This window comes from Sphingomonas piscis (assembly GCF_011300455.1).
In the GTDB taxonomy this organism is placed as follows: Bacteria; Pseudomonadota; Alphaproteobacteria; order Sphingomonadales; family Sphingomonadaceae; genus Sphingomicrobium; species Sphingomicrobium piscis.
Map to the genome: position 1 here is coordinate 2,496,854 of NZ_CP049869.1, position 15,869 is coordinate 2,512,722.

Here is a 15,869-nt window from a genome sequence, read left to right on the forward strand (position 1 = left end):
GCGCGGCCTAGTGGCCGACCAGCTCGTCCTTCAATCGAAGCTTTTCTTTCTTGAGGCGATGAAGAAGGGACGTGTCGGGTTGGGGGCGATGCTCCTCTTCCGAGATGATCGATTGAAGCGCCGCGTGTTTCGAAGTCAGAGCGTCGGCATGAGCCTTGTTCATCCGTGCCATCCTTTCTTGAACCCAGGTGATAGCCTCCGCAGTAAATCACCATCCGGGGCCCTTGTCTTTCCCCCAGTTCGTCCGTCTGGCCCCTTTCGGGCGCACCTCATCGCTGGCCTGCCGCAATGGTTGGGCTTCGCGTCAACTTCGGCTAAGGCCAGGCCGGAAGCATGAACGACGACCATTCCAGCCTAGAACAGATGAAGCAGGAGCATCGCCGGTTGGATGATCAGATCCGGGCGCTCACGGAGTCGGGCGATGGAGATCAGCTGGAGCTTGCACGCCTGAAGAAGCGCAAGCTGCGCTTGAAGGACGAGATACAGTTGATCATGGACGCCAGCGTTCCCGACATCATCGCCTGACCGTCCCGCTTCGGGACGCCTGAGCCGTCTTCTTCTCCTTTCGGGACGTTCGCTCGTTTGCAGGCTGGAACGAACATGGCATTCTCACCTGAGGATATGGACGAATCAGACGAACCTTCGCCGCCGGAAGTCCGGATCGCGCCGCGGCTCATCGACAGCCTCTACACCGAGGCGTTGGTGCTGGCCGACGAGGCGCGTTCCTATTTCGATGAGGCCGGGCGCGACGAGCGGAACCAGCTGGAGCCGTTCGCGCGGGTCGGATTTGCTTGCGAGTCGCTGAAGGTGACGACGAGGATCATGCACATCGTTGCCTGGTTGCTGACCCAGAAGGCGGTGGAATCGGGTGAGATCGGCCGCGGCGATGGGCGTCGTCCGGAGCGTCGCCTGGGCAATGCGCAGGACAGCGATCCCGAGGTGGTGAAGCAGTTGCCTGAAACCGCCCGCAAGCTGATCGACAACAGCACCGATCTCTATGCGCGGGTGCGTCGGCTGGACGAGGGCGTGGTGGCGGATGAGCCCGTTCAGAGCCCGGCGCGCGCCCTAATGGGCCGGCTGGAGCGGGGCCTGCTCCAGGGCTGATCATCAGGCCCTAGTTGCGGCCAATCCGGTGATAATCGTGATACCAACGCACGAAGGCGGGCACGCCCTCGTCGATCGTCGTCTTCGGCTCGAAACCGTGATCGCGCTCGATGGCCGTGATGTCCGCGAAGGTTTCCCGGACGTCGCCGGCCTGCATGGGTAGTGCGTTGATCCGGGCCTTGCGGCCGGTTTCCTGCTCAAGAAGTTCGATCACCCGCAGCAGATGCTCGCTCCGGTTGTTGCCGATATTGTAAACGGCGTGCGGCTGACTGCTGCCACCAGCCTTGATTTGCCCGTTGTCGGCAGGAGGCCCGTCGAGGCACGCGATAACGCCAGCGACGATATCGTCGATGTAGGTGAAGTCGCGGAACATGTCGCCGCCGTTGAACACAGGCAGCTCGCGATCCTCGTAAAGCGCCTTGGTGAAGATCCACATCGCCATGTCCGGACGACCCCAGGGGCCGTAGACGGTGAAGAAGCGCAGGCCCGTAGCGGGCAGGCGAAAGATATTGGCGTAAGATTCGGTGATTAGCTCGTCCGACTTCTTGGTCGCGGCATAGAGGGACAGGGGATGGTCGACCCGATCCTCGACCCGGAACGGCAGTGTCTTGTTGCCGCCATAAACCGATGAGGATGAGGCATAAACGAAGTGGCTCGACTTGCGCTGACGGGCCAGCTCCAGGAGGTTGCAGTGACCCACCAGGTTGGATCGAACGTAGGCGGCCGAATTTTCGATGCTGTAGCGGACACCGGCCTGGGCACCGAGATGAATGATCCGGTCGAAATCTGACGTATCCGCGACGCGTTGCAGGGCATCAGCATCGGCAAAATCCACTTGGTGGAACGAGAAAGCGTCATCGAATGTGCTGGCAAGCCGCTCAAGACGCGCCTGCTTCAAGCGGGGATCGTAATAGTCGTTGATGTTGTCGATGCCGACGACCCGGTCCCCGCGTTCCAGCAACTTGCCTGCTGTGGTCGCGCCAATGAAGCCCGCTGCGCCGGTCACCAAGACGTTCAATGCCATATCCCTTTGCTCTTGCCCCCGGGGAGCTCATTGCGGCCTTACGGAGACGCCCGCCAAGTGCAAGCCCGCTACCAGGGCCTCAGAGCCGCCACTTCCGTCTCGACCAGTTCGGTGAGCTTACGGTGGTCGGCCAATGAAGGGTGCCAGTCACAACCCATTCGGTCGAGGTCGCCGAACTGGACCGTTGCGATGGTCAGCCCCGGCAGTTGGCTCAACCGGCCAGCGACCTGGCGGACGTCGAGGATGAAGGCGTCCGACCCCATGAGCAAGAACTTGGCGTTGGGGTGACGGGCGTGGAGGCCCCGAACGAAGCCTTCGTACCGGGCGCGGTAATCGGTTCGGAGGTCCGCATCGCTCTTCCAGCGCTCGCCGACATGGAGCGGGGTGGAAAAGTCATTCGTTCCAAGGTTGATGACGATGAGCTGCGGCGACCAGTCGTCCTTCGCGGCGGCTGCGGAAGGCACATCGGGTTTGGCGCGCGGATAGATGATCGGAAGGCTGAGGCCGGGGGAAGACCCGTTGTAATTGCGGACGATGCCGAAGCCCGAGTAGGCATTGATCCGGTAATCCGCGTCGAGGCGCTTCGCAGCCAAGGGGCCGAACGCCTGCTGTGTGTCGGTAAGATCATGTACCTCGTCGCGCGTGCATTCCCGCTTGGTCGAGCGGTTGCCATAGCCGACCGTGTAGCTGTCACCGATGAACTCGATGCGGCGAGCCTTGGGGCGTGGCGAGAGCACCCTTCCGCCGTCTGGCAGCGAGAAGCCGAGGAAGCGCCCGCCGCCGGTCTGGCTTTCGGTAAGCTTTTCGAGGCGAACGACGTGAGCACCGTCGCCAAGACCGCTCAGCGTGAGGTCGGCAACGCCCGGCTTCTCGAGCACAGCCTTCTGCTGGCCGTCGACCAGCAACCGCATATGCTCCGTCGATGTGTGCAGTCGCAGGCGAACTGCGGATCCTTCGAAGCGGCTTTCGAAGTAGGTGCCAGGCCAGCCGAAGGAGAGGCTCCCGTCAGGCTCCGTCAGTGTCCGCCCGCCGACGAGTAGCGGCAGCGTGGAGGGCGGTGAGGCGCCGAGCACCGTCCCCGCGGCAATGGTGATGGCGGCCGCCCTGATCGCCCGGCGCACCATCAGCGGCTGGGCTGCCCGACTTGCCGGTAATATCCCGCGAGAACGTCGAAGGCCTGCTTTCGCTGCCCGGACTCCGAGATGAGGCCCTTGCGGTTCCAGCCCTGCTGGAACTCCGGATGCTGGCGCCGCGGGGAGCGGAAATCCTTGAGGATCCACGGCGACATGCCGCGAAGGAAGGGCACCTTGGCAGCCATCGCGAGCGTCTGCCGATAATATTCCGCCTGGAACTCTTCAGAGAACTTCCGCTGGTTATCCGTGTCGTGGAACCCCGCCTTCGCGTCCGCCCCGAATTCAGAGAAGATGAGCGGCTTTCGAACAGGGCTAGCCCAATTAATCGATGGCAGGACGGACAGTGGGTCTCCGCTGTACCAGCCGTTGTAGGTATTCACTGCCATGACATCGAGCGAGGCGGCGAGTGGGTCGTCGATGACCTGCGTGATCGTTCCACCCGCCTCGTCCCGACGGGCAAGCAAGGCAGCCGTGACGAGGCGGCTGTCGTCCAGCTGTCGCACGTCAGCGACCAAGGTGTTGAGGAATGCATTCCGCTCAGGGCTGACGGGCGTCTCGTTGGCGACGCTCCATAGCACCACGGACGCGCGATTGCGGTCGCGGACGATGTTCTCGCGCTGCATCTTGCGGGCCAGCGCAAGCGTCTCGGCGCGCCCAAAATTCACGCGCCAGTAGACCGGGATCTCGCTCCAGACGAGCAGCCCCATCTCGTCCGCAAGCCGGGTCATGACATCGCTGTGCGGATAGTGGGCGAGGCGGACGAAATTCCCGTGAAGGCCGTTCTTGATCTCCGACAGGAGAGCGCGCGCCGCGGCAGGCGTCATGGCGCGGGTCGGATTGGTCCCCAACTCCTCCTCGTGCATGCTGATGCCGCGGAGGAAAATCGGTTTGCCGTTGAGCAGGATATCCGTGCCGCGCACTTCGACCGTGCGGAAGCCAATGCGGTCGTCGATCCGATCTCCGCCGGCCTCGACGCTGACGTCGTAGAGGGTCGGCACTTCCGGCGACCAGCGCTTGAGTGACGACGGCGCCCGAACGTCTCCTGACCAGCTTCCATCGGCATCCGTCACCCCCTCGAACGCGACGCCGAGTTGCCGCACAATGATGCGAACGTGTTGGCCGCCGGCGTTGGCGCCGCTTAGCTTGACGGTGGCGCGCAGGCGGCCGTCCTTCGTCAGCCGGATCCAGCTGTCATCGATCAGCGTCTGCGGCGTCTCGACCAAACGCACCGGCCTGGTGATGCCGCCGTAGGTTTCCCAATCGGTGACGATGGGCGGGACCGTGTCCCAGGTGCGTTCGGAGTCTGCGCCGACGGTGATCTGGTTGCGTCCGGGGCGGAGCGTGCCGGTGACCTCCAGAGCGAACGGAGTGAAGCCGCCTTCATGCTCGCCAACCTTCTTGCCGTTGAGGTAGACGATCGCCCGGTAATCGACGGCGCCGAAGCGCAGGAAGTAGCGCTTGCCGGGTTTTGGGTCCGCGGCGAACGTGCGTTGGTACCAGACCAGTCCGTCGTAATAGCGCATGCTCTGGTCGTGACCGATCCACGATCCGGGCAAGGTGACGACCGGCGAGTGGACCATGTCTTGCTCGAACAGGGCGCGCGGGTCGCGGCGCGCGACCTCCTCCGGGTCGACGTCGGCATAGCGGCGGCTCGATGAACCCGGCTCCCCGCCGTGAAAGCCGGCAAGCCCGTCGCGGTACGGGTCGACCGACCAGTGCCACGGACCGGAAAGGTCGAGCCCGGGGCGGAGGTCGCCATTGATCAGGGTGATGTCGGGCTGCTGCGCCAATGCCGCCGATGGGGCCAGCAGGATAGCGAGCAAGGCGAGCAGCAGCCGTTTCATCGTTTGACGTCTCCGCCAATTCCAGAGTGGAAGTCGGCAAGCTCGTCGCGCGTGCCGACCCAGCGATCGCCCGCAATGCCGATCTTGAGGATGCCGGCGGCAAGACCTGCTTCGGCGATCTGTTGGAGAGAGGCGCCCCGCATAATGCCATCCAGGGCGGCAGCGGCGAGGGCGTCCCCGGAACCGATGCGATCAACCACTAGGCCGACGGGAGTTGCCTCGGTCTCATAGGCACCGTCGGACGTGTGTACCTGCATCGAGAGGGACTGGTCGTAGTCGCCGCGGTGCGCCCGACGGGTGGAGATCAGGTATCGAAGCTTGGGAAAGCTGGCGAAGGCAAGCTCGGCGGCATTCTGCTGGTCGACGCAGCGACCGAGCGCTCGTGAGAGATCGCCGGCGCTCGCAAACAATACTTCCGCCGCATCCATCATCTGCCGCTCCAGCCTGGCGGCTTCGGCGACCCGATCGCCCCAGAGGGATGGGCGATGATTGACGTCGAATGAGATGGGGATGCCCGCGGATGACATTGCCTCGACCGCGCGCAGGGCGGACGCGCTGGTCTGGCTGCTCAAGGGAAGGTTGATGCCCGACAGGTGGAACCATCGGGCCGCACCAGCGAGTCCCGTCCAGGCGATGCGATCCGCATGTTCGGCAAAGGCGGAGCCTGCCCGGTCGTAGACGATTGCCGCCGGGCGCGGTCCGGAGCCATGCTCGATGAAGTAGGAGCCGAGCCGCCCCTCGGTGCGCAGGACATGCGTGACGCCGATGCCGGAACGGCGCAGATCGGCGAGACAAAGGTCGCCGAGAGCGGAGGCCGGTAAGACGGTGACATGCTCGACCCGGTGCCCAAGCGCCGCAAGCCCCGCTGCGACATTGGCTTCGGCGCCGCCGACATGAACCTGGAAGTCGCGCGCCTGGGAAAGACGAACGCCGGGGAGGGCATTAAGCCGAAGTAGCACCTCGCCGAAGCAGAGGACCGGCAGGCCGCTCGACTCTACCAATTGAACAAAGTCCCATCTTCGAGGCGGTTTACGGGCAGGTAGGCGCGTTTGTAGGGATATTTGGCTGCGAGCTGTTCGTCGATGTCGACGCCCAGGCCCGGTGCATCGCCGGGGTGAAGCGCGCCGTCGGCGAAGCTGTAGCTGTGCGGGAACACGGCGTCCGTTTCCTCCGTGTGGCGCATATATTCCTGGATTCCGAAGTTGGGCACCGACAGGTCGAAGTGAAGCGCGGCCGCCATGCACACCGGCGACAGGTCGGTGGCACCGTGGCAGCCGGTGCGGACGTTGTACATGTCGGCAAAGCTGGCGATCCGGCGCAGGTGGGTGATGCCGCCGGCATGGACCACCGTGGCGCGGATATAATCGACCAGCTGCTCCTGGATCAGCTGCTTGGCATCCCACACGCTGTTGAAGATCTCTCCCACCGCAAGCGGCGTGGTGGTGTGCTGGCGGATGAGGCGGAAGCTGTCCTGATTGTCGGCAACCACCGCATCTTCCATCCAGAAGGGACGGTAGGGCTCCAGATCCTTGCCGAGCCGGCCGGCTTCGATCGGGGTCAGCCGGTGGTGGACATCGTGGAGCAGGTGGACGTCCCAGCCGAGCGTGTCGCGCGCGGCGGCGAACAGCTCGGGCACGACCCGAAGATATTTGCTGGTCGACCAGACATTCTCGGTCGGCAGATCGGCATCGGCGGGTTCGTAGAAATATTTGTCCTTGGACACGCCGTAGGTGGAAGGGAGCCCGGGAACCCCGCACTGCAGCCGGATCGCTTTGTAGCCCTGCGCCTGATAGTCGGCAGCGACCGCGATCGTGTCCTCGATGCTGACGCCGTTGGCATGGCCGTAGACCATGACGTTCTCGCGCGATGCACCGCCGAGCAGCTGGTAAAGCGGCAGGCCGGCAACCTTGCCCTTGATGTCCCACAAGGCGGTGTCGACCGCGGCAATGGCGCTCATCGTCACCGGTCCGCGCCGCCAGTAGGCACCGCGATAGAGATACTGCCAGATGTCCTCGATGCGGTGCGCGTCGCGGCCGATCAGGCACGGAATGACATGGTCGTTGAGATAGCTCGCAACCGCCAGCTCACGGCCGTTCAACGTCGCATCGCCAACCCCGCGAACACCGTCCGACGTCTCCATCACAAGGGTGACGAAGTTTCGGCCGGGACAAGTGACAACCACCCGCGCCGAGGTAATCTTCAACATCGCTCCCCTTGCTTCGTTCGCGCGCTTCGTTCCGTCCGAACGAGGGGAAGTCAAGCGCGTCGTGCGAGAGCTGTAGGGATTAGCGGTCGCGGGCGATGACGAACTCGGCAAGCTCGGCGAGAAGCGACCCGCGGCTGCCAAACGGACGAAGATGCTCGACCGCCTGCTCGATCAGCAGGTCGGCTTGCTGCCGTGCCCGCTCGACACCGAGAAGGCTGACGAACGTCGCTTTGCCTTGCTCCGCATCCTTCTGGAGGCGCTTGCCCACCGCCGCCTCCTCGCCGCAGACATCGAGCAGGTCATCGGCGATCTGGAAGGCCAGTCCCAGCTTCTGCCCGTAACCGCGCAGGTGAGTCCGGACGTCTCCCGACGCTTCCCCGAGAATGGCGCCGGCGTCGAGGCACCAGCCGATCAGGGCGCCGGTTTTCAGCCGCTGCAGGCGGGTGATCGCCTTCAGATCATGCTCATCCGGGGCTGCAAAGAGGTCCAGCATCTGCCCGCCAGCCATTCCCCAGGCTCCCGATGCCCGGGCAAGCTCCGTCACCAGGTGTGCCCGAACCTCGGCCGACGGGTGAGTCGGCGCGGCAGAGAGGATTTGGAACGACAGGGCGAGCAGCGCATCGCCTGCTAGAACCGCCGTCGCCTCGTCGAAGGCGACGTGAACGGTGGGCTTGCCACGGCGCAGCGCGTCGTCATCCATGCACGGAAGATCGTCGTGGATCAGGGAATGGACGTGGATGCACTCGACGGCCAATCCGGCGCGAAGAGATTGGCTACGCGGCACTCCGAACAGGTCGGCCGCTGTACAAGTCAGAAGCGGACGAAGGCGCTTGCCGCCACCCACCGCCGCGTGCCGCATAGCCTCGTAAAGACGGGCGGAGGGGTCGTCGGGGAGTTGAAGCTCCGCCTCAAAGGCAGCATCGATTTCGCGGGCGACGTCCGCCATCGCCTCTTGCAAGCTGGATCGAAGAACGCCTTCGGGGATGGTGCTCATGCGATTGCTACCGGCTTGAACATCGTCTGCTCGGCTATTCCAGCCTGCTCCGACATCCTGACGGTAAACCGGGATCGGAGAGCCTCGACGATGGCGGCGACGCTGGTTTCCGGGGTCGATGCGGCTGCAGTAATAGCGACCGAGCCCAGCCCGGACAGCAGGTCCCAGTTCAGTTCATGCGGACCGGCGGCCAGCTGCACCGACCGGCAGCGCTGTGCGGCAACCTCCGTCAGGCGGCAGGCATTGGACGAGAAATGCTCGCCGACTACGATGACTCCGTCAACGTGGCCGGCGGTATCGGTGATCGCGCGCTGGCGATTGGTCGTGGCGTAGCAGATGTCGCTGGTCGCCGGCTCTTCCAAGTCCTGGAAGCTGCGGCGCAATGCCTCCACGATCTCCGCGGCATCGCTTTCCGAATAGGTCGTCTGAACGGCATAGGCCACGGGAGCGTCGGGCGCGATCGGTAGTGCCTCGACGTCGGTCACATGCTGGACCAGGTGGGCGGAACGCAGCCTGCCGACGGTGCCCTGGATTTCCGGATGGCCCTCATGCCCGATCAGCACAATCTCGCGGCCATTGCGCTGATGCCGCTCGACCTCCCGGTGGACCTTGGCGACTAGGGGACAGACGGCGTCATAGCTCTTGAGGCCTCGACGCCTCGCCTCAGCAGCGATTTCCGGCGCGACCCCGTGGGCGGAGAAGATGACGATCCCTCCCTCCGGTACCTCATCCAATTCCTCAACGAACACGGCGCCCTTCGTTTCTAGGGACCGAACCACTTCTAGATTATGGACGATAGCGCGGCGGACGTAGACCGGAGCCCCATGATGATCGAGCGCGTCCTCGACGGCGCGGATTGCGCGGCGGACACCTGCGCAAAAGCCGCGCGGCGCCACCATCACGACATCCAGGGTTGGGAGCCCGGAGGGAAGCGGCGGGGAAGTGGATCTCATGGTCGTTGGCGAGTGCCGCATCTCGTTCCGCTCACAGCAACCCACCCAACGACCATTTTATGCAGGACCGAAACCCCGCACCAGTAGGCTAAAGAAGGTATTGAAGGTGGATGGGTTGGCTGTTGTTGCCAGGAACAAGTTGGAATTCCACCTGCCTGAACTTGGGCGCGCCGAACCGAACAGCGGGATTTCGGGAAAAGCCGAACCCCTCACGCGGGATGCCGAGCATGGTGTCCAGCCGCTGATTATTGTTTTCATCGTGAAACAGGGTGACCGCATAGCGTCCAGCCGGGATGCCGCCGATGCGCACGCTTCGAGTCGTCGCCGCCACCGTTCGTTTGATGGCCGCCGGATCCTTGCTGCAGTCGGGAAATTGCCGCTCCGCCGCGGTGACGCAGATATGGAACACGCCCTTCGTGTTTCGGGCGTTGGAGATCGGCAGATCGAGCGTTGTGCCCGGCGCCGCCGCTGCAAGAAAAATGGATGTGGCGAGTGGAAGCAGATGTTCAAAGGCCATGACCCGTCCTACGCGGACTTGGCAGCTTCCGCCAACCGCCCTGGATGTTCCGCGCTATCGTGACCGACCCAGTAGACATTCTGATTGCCGGCGGCGGTCTTGCCGGAGGGCTGGTGGCGCTCGCGATGCTCGAGCGCCGGCCGGACGTCCGGGTAGTGGTGGTGGAGCAGGGGGAGCGCTTCGGCGGGCAGCACGTCTGGTCCTTCTTCGACACCGATGTCGACGCCGAAGCGAAGGCATTGCTTCAACCGTTGATCTCGCAGCACTGGCCGGACCACGACATCGCCTTTCCCAAGCGCGCGCGCACCATCAGGATCGGCTACAATAGCGTTCGCTCCAGCCGCCTGGATGACGTGCTCCGGGCGCGGCTGGCACCATCGGCGTACCGGCTGAACAGCCCGATCGCGGAAGTATCAGCGGACCACATCGTCCTTGCAGGCGGAGAGCGGATAGACGCCGGCCTCGTGCTTGATGCGCGTGGCCCGACGGCGATGGATGGGCTGACGCTCGGCTGGCAGAAATTCGTCGGTCATACCTACCGCTTCGCCGAGCCTCATGGCTGCCAACGACCGATGATCATGGACGGTACGGTGCGGCAGCAGGACGGATATCGTTTCATCTACCTCCTGCCGTTCAGCCCGACCGAGCTGATGATCGAGGACACCTATTATTCCGAGGGTGCCGACCTTGACGAAAAGGTGCTTGGTGGCGAGCTCGATCGCTTCGCGACCCGATACGGCACCTTCGAGCAGGTCGATGCGGAGCGGGGCGTGCTTCCTGTCGTGATCGAAGGTGAGATTGCCTCGCTTTGGGAAACGGCAGCGGCAACACCCATCGGCATTCGGGGAGGGTTCTTTCATCCCACGACCGGCTATTCGCTGCCGGACGCGGCCCGGCTTGCCTTGCTGCTGTCGGCGCAGAGGGAGTTCACCGTTGCGGCCATCAAGCAAATGCTTAAACGATATGCGGAGACGCTGTGGGGCGAGCGGCGCTTCTTCCAGCTGTTGAACCGAATGCTGTTTCGCGCCGCAACGCCTGACGAGCGGTACCGGGTCCTTGAGCATTTCTACCGTCTACCCGAGGCAACGATTGGGCGCTTCTACGCTGCGGACCTGACCATGGGCGATAAATTGAGAATTTTGACGGGAACACCGCCTGTGCCGATCGGCCGGGCACTGGGCGCCATGCGGAGGCAGGCGGCGTGAGCAGCGCGGCCGTCATTGGCTCCGGCTTCGGCGGACTAGCGCTCGCCATTCGTCTTCAGTCGGCCGGTGTCCAGACCACGATCCTGGAAGGGCGCGATAAGCCGGGCGGACGCGCCTATTATTGGGAAAAGGACGGGCATGTCTTCGACGCCGGCCCAACCGTCATCACCGATCCCAATTGCCTCAAGGATTTGTGGGATATCACCGGTGCCGACATGGCAGTGGACGTCGAGCTGTTGCCGGTATCTCCATTCTACCGGCTGTCGTGGCCGGACGGCTCCACCTTCGATTATCTGAACGACGACGAGAAATTATTCGCCCAGATCCGCGAACTGGAGCCGAGTGACGTCGAGGGCTATCGCAAGTTCCTGGCCTATTCGGCTGGAGTGTTCGTCGAGGGTTATGAGCGGCTTGGTGCCGTGCCGTTCCTCGATTTCAAGTCGATGCTTGCCGCCGCCCCCAAGCTGGCGCGCTACCAGGCCTGGCGGTCGGTCTATTCGATCGTGTCGGGCTTTGTGCGTCATGAGAAGCTGCGGCAGGCGCTGAGCTTCCACACCCTGCTGGTCGGCGGCAATCCGATGACGACCAGCGCAATCTACGCCTTGATCCACAAGCTAGAGCGGGACGGCGGAGTCTGGTTTGCACGCGGCGGAACGAACAAGCTGGTTGCTGGAATGGTTCGCCATTTCGAGCGGCTCGGCGGAACGCTGCGGCTCGACGATCCGGTCGAGGAGATCTCGGTCTCCGGCGGCAAGGCCTCCGCTGTTCGCACCCGCAGCGGCTGGTCCGGTAGGTTCGATGCCGTTGCGTCGAATGCCGATGTCGTTCGCACCTACGACATGCTGGATCATGCGCGCGGAAAGAAAAGGGCGAAGGCGCTGCGCCGCAAGAGCTTCTCGCCAAGCCTGTTCGTCGTGCATTTTTCCACGACCGGAACCTGGCCGGACATACCCCACCACAGCATTCTGTTCGGACCGCGTTACAAGGGATTGCTGAACGATATCTACAAGGGCGACCGGCTGGCGGCAGACCCTTCGCTCTACCTGCATCACCCGACCGCCACCGATCCAGGCATGGCCCCTCCGGGCAAGGCGACCTTCTATGCTCTGGCGCCTGTTCCCCATCTCGGCAAGGCGCCGCTTGACTGGGCGGTCGAAGGCCCGGCCTATGCCAAGCAGGTAATCGCCATCCTCGAGGAGCGCATGATGCCGGGGCTGAGCGGGCGCATCGATCAGCTGTTCCATTTCGGGCCCCGCGAGTTCGACAGTGAGCTTCAGTCGCACCTCGGTTCCGCCTTCAGCCTGGAACCGGTGCTCACCCAGAGCGCCTACTTCCGCGTTCACAACCGCGACGACGTCATTCCCAATCTCTATTTCGTGGGGGCAGGCACCCATCCGGGCGCCGGCATTCCGGGCGTGGTCGGAAGCGCTAAGGCAACGGCGGGGCTGATGCTGGACGAGCTGGCGCGGTGACCCGCGACGAGATCGTTGCTGGAGCGTTCGACGCCATCCAGCGCGGTTCCAAGTCCTTCCGCGCTTCGAGTCGCCTGTTCGACCGCGAAACGCGCGAGCGTGCCTGGCTGCTCTACAGCTGGTGCCGTCATTGCGACGACCAGTGCGACGGGCAGGTGATGGGGCAAGGCTCGGTGGAGCGCGGCAGTGTGGCGGACCTTCGCGACAAGACGGCCCGGGTGGTGCGGGGCGAGTCCGTCGCCGAGCTACCGTTCGAGGCGCTTGCGCTGCTGCTCAGCGAACGGCCGGTCCCGCAGCGCCTGCTCGACGATCATCTTCAGGGATTCGAGCTCGACGCGGCCGGTTGGCAGCCCAAGACGCACCACGATCTCATCCGCTACTGCTACCATGTGGCTGGGTCGGTCGGGTGCATGATGGCGATCGTCATGGGTGTGCCGGCAGACGACCAGGCTACGCTGGAGCGCGCCTCCGACCTCGGCATCGCCTTTCAGCTGTCGAACATCGCCCGCGACGTTCGCGAGGACCATCTCAATGGCCGTTGCTACCTTCCCAGTGACTGGCTCGCCGAATTCGGCATCCCGCAGGCCGAGCTGTTCGCGCCCGAGCACCGCGCTGGCCTGCTGGCGATGGTCGACCGGCTCGTCGGGCTTGTCGACCTGTACGAGGCCCGGTCGCGATCGGGCGTCAACCGGCTGCCGTTCCGTTCCCGCCTGGCGGTCCTTGCGGCGGCACGGATTTATGGAGCCATCGGTCGGCGGGTAGGCAGTCTGGGCGAAGCTGCGTGGGACGAGCGGGTCACGATCGGCCGCGCGCGCAAGCTCGGCTTTCTGGTTCCCAGCCTTGCCGAAGCGGTGGTGCGCCGCCGGCCCTGATGGCGTACTTCGGTTTCACCTGTCCGCCGCTTCCCGGACATATCAACCCGATGACCGTGCTTGCGCGGGAGCTCGCAACGCGTGGTCACCGGGTCACCTTTCTCGGCTTTCCCGACATGCGGCGAAAGCTATCACCGGACCTCGAGTTCAGAAGCTTTGGAGAGAGCGATTGGCCTGACGGCAGCCTGGAGCCATTCCTCAAGCGATTGGGCAAGCTCGGCGGCCCGCTAAGCCTGCGCCGTCTGATCCTGGACCTTGCGGACTTTGCCGACACAGTGTGTCGCGACCTTCCGGGCGCGCTGGAGGAACTGAAGCCGGATGCGCTGATCGTCGACCAGGCAGACGCGGCGGGCAGTCTCGTCGCGCGCGCCATTGGGTTGCCTTACGTCAACGTCGCCAATGCTCTCCCGCTCAACATGGAGCCTGGAGTGCCGCCGCCTGTGTTGGCATGGCCCTACGATCCCACCCCCAAAGGCATCCGTCGCAATCTTGGCGGGTACCGGGTTGCGCGCTTCATCGAGCGGCCGATCACGAAGGTCATTCGGCGACACGCGGTCCGTCTCGGTCAGCCGGATGTTCGCTTCGCCGAGGACACATTGTCGGAAGTGGCGCAGCTGACCCAATGCGTCCGCGGACTCGATTTTCCAAGAGAGCGGCTGCCCGCGAACTTCCATTACGTCGGCCCGCTGCGCGAACGGGATCAGCCGATGGACCTGGGGCTGCCAAATGACGGGAAGCCGCTGGTCTTCTGCTCTCTCGGTACGCTGCAGGGCTCGCGCCTGTCGATCTTCCGAGCGGTGGCGAAGGCTGTGCAAAGCTTGGACCTCCGTCTGCTGATCGCCCATGGTGGAATGCTGAGCGAACGACAGTCGGCAAGCTTGCCGGGCGATCCGATGGTGCGCAGCTTCGTGCCGCAGCGAGCCGTTCTGGCCAAAAGCGCGCTGGCAATCACTCATTGCGGCTTCAACACAGTGATGGACGCGCTGAGCTTCGGAGTGCCGATGGTCGGCATGCCCCTAGCCTTTGAGCAGCCGGCGACCGGGGCGCGGCTGGAACGGGCGGGGGTTGGGGAGGTGCTCTACCGCTGGCGGACGCCGGGTCGAATTCGGGACGCCGTTGCGGCAGCGCTTGCCGATCCTGCCTACCGCGTCAGCGCGGCGGCCCTTCAGGCGGAAATCGCCTTGGCTGGCGGTGTTCGCCGGGCTGCCGACATCATCGAGAGAGCGACCGGCGCCGCTCCGCCGGAAGGCGCCACCAGGGGACGTGCGGCGCGAGGTGGTGCTCGTGGTGATAGCCGAAGTGAAAGCAGCTGAGCAGCGACGCCAACCAGCCGAAATCATTGGTGCGGGCGTTGTGGCGATCGGCAAATGGATGCGCCTCCTGCCGATGCGGACGATAGGTGCCGAAATAGAAGAGTTGCAGGGCGGACAATATGGCGGGCAGGGCCCAAAACAGCAGGATGTTGGCGTAGCTTGCACCCAGCAAGAGGTAGGCAATTGTAAGTGCCGTCAGGAAGGCCATTTGCTGCCACCCGAAATAATGGCGGAAGAAGGTGACGAACCAAGGCCAGAAGCTGGTCGAGTGGTCGACGCTGAAATCCGGATCCCCTGCCGTCCCCGGCTCCCGATGATGGGACATATGTTCGGCGATCAGGCGGTCGTACCAGAAGCCCGCGTAGAGCAGCAGTGCCATACGTCCGACCCAGCGGTTTAAAGCGGGGCGCCCCGGCGCAAGCGAGCCATGCATAGCGTCATGCGCGACGATGAACATGCCAACGTTGAGCCAGCAGATCAGCGCGACGATAAGGGGCGCGGCGACGTAAGTCCCGCGCGTGAGCGGCAGGAAGAATACTGACCAGATATGAAGCGCGAGCCAGCCGCCGATGATCATACCGGCGAGGCTCAGACCCTTTGCAGCCTGTGCGGAAACGATCACCGTGACCCTTTGAGGCGCGCCAGCAGGCTTGCCACCGGAGGCGCGTAGAGAAAGCCGAAGGAGACACCACCGTCCCGCTCTCGAACCGAATGGTGAAGCCGATGCGCCTGAACGAGCCTCTTCCCATAAGCTCCCAGCCGCCGCCTGGGGAACGGAATACGCCGGTGAACCATACCGTCGTGGACCAGGACGTAAAGCAGGCCGTAAACCACGGTCCCGACGCCTGCCCACCACAGTAACGGCCATCTGTTCCCAGCAATGAACAGGCCCACGCTGATCAAGCTGAAGATCATCGCATAGAGGTCGTTCCGCTCGAACCACCCAGTCGACGGCTCATGGTGAGAGCGGTGCCATCCCCAGCCCACGCCGTGCATGACGAAGCGGTGGATCAGCGTCGCAAACACCTCCATCGCGATCACCGTGGCGATCACAACACCGGCCGCAACAAACGCATCCAAGCCCATGAAAAGCCTGTAGCTTGAGGTGTTTGACCGGTCCAGCGAAGAGCGGTCGACATGGCCGAAAGGATGGACTGCTCGGCTTGGAATCTGACCTCTGAGAAGCTGTAGGATGAGGGCGCGGCGGTACGGCTCCTTCGAAATACCTACGC

17 protein-coding genes are annotated in these 15,869 nt (G+C 63.9%); 6 read left to right on the top strand and 11 right to left on the bottom strand.

All coding sequences use genetic code 11. The annotated features are described in order from the left end of the window. Positions 1 to 7: 7 nt before the first annotated feature. Positions 8 to 163, bottom strand: a complete 156-nt coding sequence (locus tag G7077_RS12715; RefSeq protein ID WP_166412029.1) for a YdcH family protein — start codon at positions 161 to 163, stop codon at positions 8 to 10. 170 nt (positions 164 to 333) lie between these two features. Here G7077_RS12715 and G7077_RS12720 point away from each other — a divergent pair, with 170 nt between their 5' ends. Then, positions 334 to 525: a DUF465 domain-containing protein gene (locus tag G7077_RS12720; RefSeq protein ID WP_166412030.1), complete on the top strand. Its 192-nt coding sequence runs from the start codon at positions 334 to 336 to the stop codon at positions 523 to 525. 75 nt (positions 526 to 600) lie between these two features. Then, the gene (locus G7077_RS12725) at positions 601 to 1,104 is read left to right on the top strand and encodes a DUF1465 family protein (RefSeq protein WP_166412031.1); all 504 of its coding nucleotides are present in this window, start codon (positions 601 to 603) and stop codon (positions 1,102 to 1,104) included. A 10-nt stretch (positions 1,105 to 1,114) separates the two neighbouring features. Here the strand turns inward: G7077_RS12725 and G7077_RS12730 are convergent, their stop codons facing one another. The 8 genes from G7077_RS12730 to G7077_RS12765 form a co-directional block, all read right to left on the bottom strand. Beyond that, entirely contained in the window at positions 1,115 to 2,122 is a 1,008-nt protein-coding gene (locus G7077_RS12730) for a GDP-mannose 4,6-dehydratase (protein WP_166412484.1), read from the bottom strand. 74 nt (positions 2,123 to 2,196) lie between these two features. Then, entirely contained in the window at positions 2,197 to 3,252 is a 1,056-nt protein-coding gene (locus G7077_RS12735) for an SGNH/GDSL hydrolase family protein (RefSeq protein ID WP_166412032.1), read from the bottom strand. Beyond that, positions 3,252 to 5,105 carry a glycoside hydrolase family 2 protein gene (locus G7077_RS12740; RefSeq protein WP_166412033.1) on the bottom strand — a complete coding sequence of 618 codons (1,854 nt, stop codon included), beginning with the start codon at positions 5,103 to 5,105 and terminating at the stop codon, positions 3,252 to 3,254. The genes G7077_RS12735 and G7077_RS12740 overlap by 1 nt, the downstream gene beginning before the upstream one ends. Continuing rightward, on the bottom strand, positions 5,102 to 6,064 hold the full coding sequence (locus G7077_RS12745; protein ID WP_166412034.1) for a sugar kinase: 963 nt from the start codon (positions 6,062 to 6,064) through the stop codon (positions 5,102 to 5,104). Before G7077_RS12745 ends, G7077_RS12740 begins: the two co-directional genes overlap by 4 nt. A 35-nt stretch (positions 6,065 to 6,099) precedes the next feature. Continuing rightward, positions 6,100 to 7,311: a D-mannonate dehydratase ManD gene (gene manD, locus G7077_RS12750; RefSeq protein WP_166412035.1), complete on the bottom strand. Its 1,212-nt coding sequence runs from the start codon at positions 7,309 to 7,311 to the stop codon at positions 6,100 to 6,102. Positions 7,312 to 7,390: 79 nt separating this feature from the next. Beyond that, on the bottom strand, positions 7,391 to 8,305 hold the full coding sequence (locus G7077_RS12755) for a polyprenyl synthetase family protein (protein WP_166412036.1): 915 nt from the start codon (positions 8,303 to 8,305) through the stop codon (positions 7,391 to 7,393). After that, positions 8,302 to 9,258: a 4-hydroxy-3-methylbut-2-enyl diphosphate reductase gene (gene ispH, locus G7077_RS12760; protein WP_166412037.1), complete on the bottom strand. Its 957-nt coding sequence runs from the start codon at positions 9,256 to 9,258 to the stop codon at positions 8,302 to 8,304. The genes G7077_RS12755 and ispH overlap by 4 nt, the downstream gene beginning before the upstream one ends. 88 nt (positions 9,259 to 9,346) lie before the next feature. Next, on the bottom strand, positions 9,347 to 9,775 hold the full coding sequence (locus G7077_RS12765) for a DUF2141 domain-containing protein (protein ID WP_166412038.1): 429 nt from the start codon (positions 9,773 to 9,775) through the stop codon (positions 9,347 to 9,349). Positions 9,776 to 9,834: 59 nt separating this feature from the next. On the opposite strand from G7077_RS12765, the gene crtY reads away from it, so the two are divergent. Genes crtY through G7077_RS12785 form a run of 4 tightly spaced genes read left to right on the top strand, consistent with a single transcriptional unit; the run spans position 9,835 to position 14,637 of the window. Beyond that, the gene (gene crtY / locus G7077_RS12770; RefSeq protein ID WP_166412039.1) at positions 9,835 to 10,980 is read left to right on the top strand and encodes a lycopene beta-cyclase CrtY; all 1,146 of its coding nucleotides are present in this window, start codon (positions 9,835 to 9,837) and stop codon (positions 10,978 to 10,980) included. Beyond that, positions 10,977 to 12,452 (top strand): phytoene desaturase, encoded by a 1,476-nt coding sequence (locus G7077_RS12775; protein WP_166412040.1) that lies wholly within the window; start codon positions 10,977 to 10,979, stop codon positions 12,450 to 12,452. Before crtY ends, G7077_RS12775 begins: the two co-directional genes overlap by 4 nt. Then, entirely contained in the window at positions 12,449 to 13,324 is an 876-nt protein-coding gene (locus G7077_RS12780; RefSeq protein ID WP_166412041.1) for a phytoene/squalene synthase family protein, read from the top strand. Before G7077_RS12775 ends, G7077_RS12780 begins: the two co-directional genes overlap by 4 nt. After that, positions 13,324 to 14,637 (top strand): glycosyltransferase, encoded by a 1,314-nt coding sequence (locus G7077_RS12785; protein WP_166412042.1) that lies wholly within the window; start codon positions 13,324 to 13,326, stop codon positions 14,635 to 14,637. Before G7077_RS12780 ends, G7077_RS12785 begins: the two co-directional genes overlap by 1 nt. Here the strand turns inward: G7077_RS12785 and G7077_RS12790 are convergent. Then, entirely contained in the window at positions 14,537 to 15,259 is a 723-nt protein-coding gene (locus tag G7077_RS12790) for a fatty acid desaturase (protein WP_246167209.1), read from the bottom strand. The two genes, G7077_RS12785 and G7077_RS12790, sit on opposite strands and share 101 nt — an antisense overlap. Next, on the bottom strand, positions 15,256 to 15,723 hold the full coding sequence (locus G7077_RS12795) for a sterol desaturase family protein (protein ID WP_166412043.1): 468 nt from the start codon (positions 15,721 to 15,723) through the stop codon (positions 15,256 to 15,258). The genes G7077_RS12790 and G7077_RS12795 overlap by 4 nt, the downstream gene beginning before the upstream one ends. Between the last annotated feature and the right edge of the window lie 146 nt (positions 15,724 to 15,869).

Bases quoted from the DNA above. Each gene is read 5' to 3' on its own strand.
- G7077_RS12715 (WP_166412029.1), bottom strand. From the start codon at position 163: ATGAACAAGGCTCATGCCGACGCTCTGACTTCGAAACACGCGGCGCTT.
- G7077_RS12720 (WP_166412030.1), top strand. From the start codon at position 334: ATGAACGACGACCATTCCAGCCTAGAACAGATGAAGCAGGAGCATCGC.
- G7077_RS12725 (WP_166412031.1), top strand. From the start codon at position 601: ATGGCATTCTCACCTGAGGATATGGACGAATCAGACGAACCTTCGCCG.
- G7077_RS12735 (WP_166412032.1), bottom strand. From the start codon at position 3,252: ATGGTGCGCCGGGCGATCAGGGCGGCCGCCATCACCATTGCCGCGGGG.
- G7077_RS12740 (WP_166412033.1), bottom strand. From the start codon at position 5,105: ATGAAACGGCTGCTGCTCGCCTTGCTCGCTATCCTGCTGGCCCCATCG.
- manD (WP_166412035.1), bottom strand. From the start codon at position 7,311: ATGTTGAAGATTACCTCGGCGCGGGTGGTTGTCACTTGTCCCGGCCGA.
- G7077_RS12755 (WP_166412036.1), bottom strand. From the start codon at position 8,305: ATGAGCACCATCCCCGAAGGCGTTCTTCGATCCAGCTTGCAAGAGGCG.
- ispH (WP_166412037.1), bottom strand. From the start codon at position 9,258: ATGAGATCCACTTCCCCGCCGCTTCCCTCCGGGCTCCCAACCCTGGAT.
- G7077_RS12765 (WP_166412038.1), bottom strand. From the start codon at position 9,775: ATGGCCTTTGAACATCTGCTTCCACTCGCCACATCCATTTTTCTTGCA.
- G7077_RS12785 (WP_166412042.1), top strand. From the start codon at position 13,324: ATGGCGTACTTCGGTTTCACCTGTCCGCCGCTTCCCGGACATATCAAC.
- G7077_RS12795 (WP_166412043.1), bottom strand. From the start codon at position 15,723: ATGGGCTTGGATGCGTTTGTTGCGGCCGGTGTTGTGATCGCCACGGTG.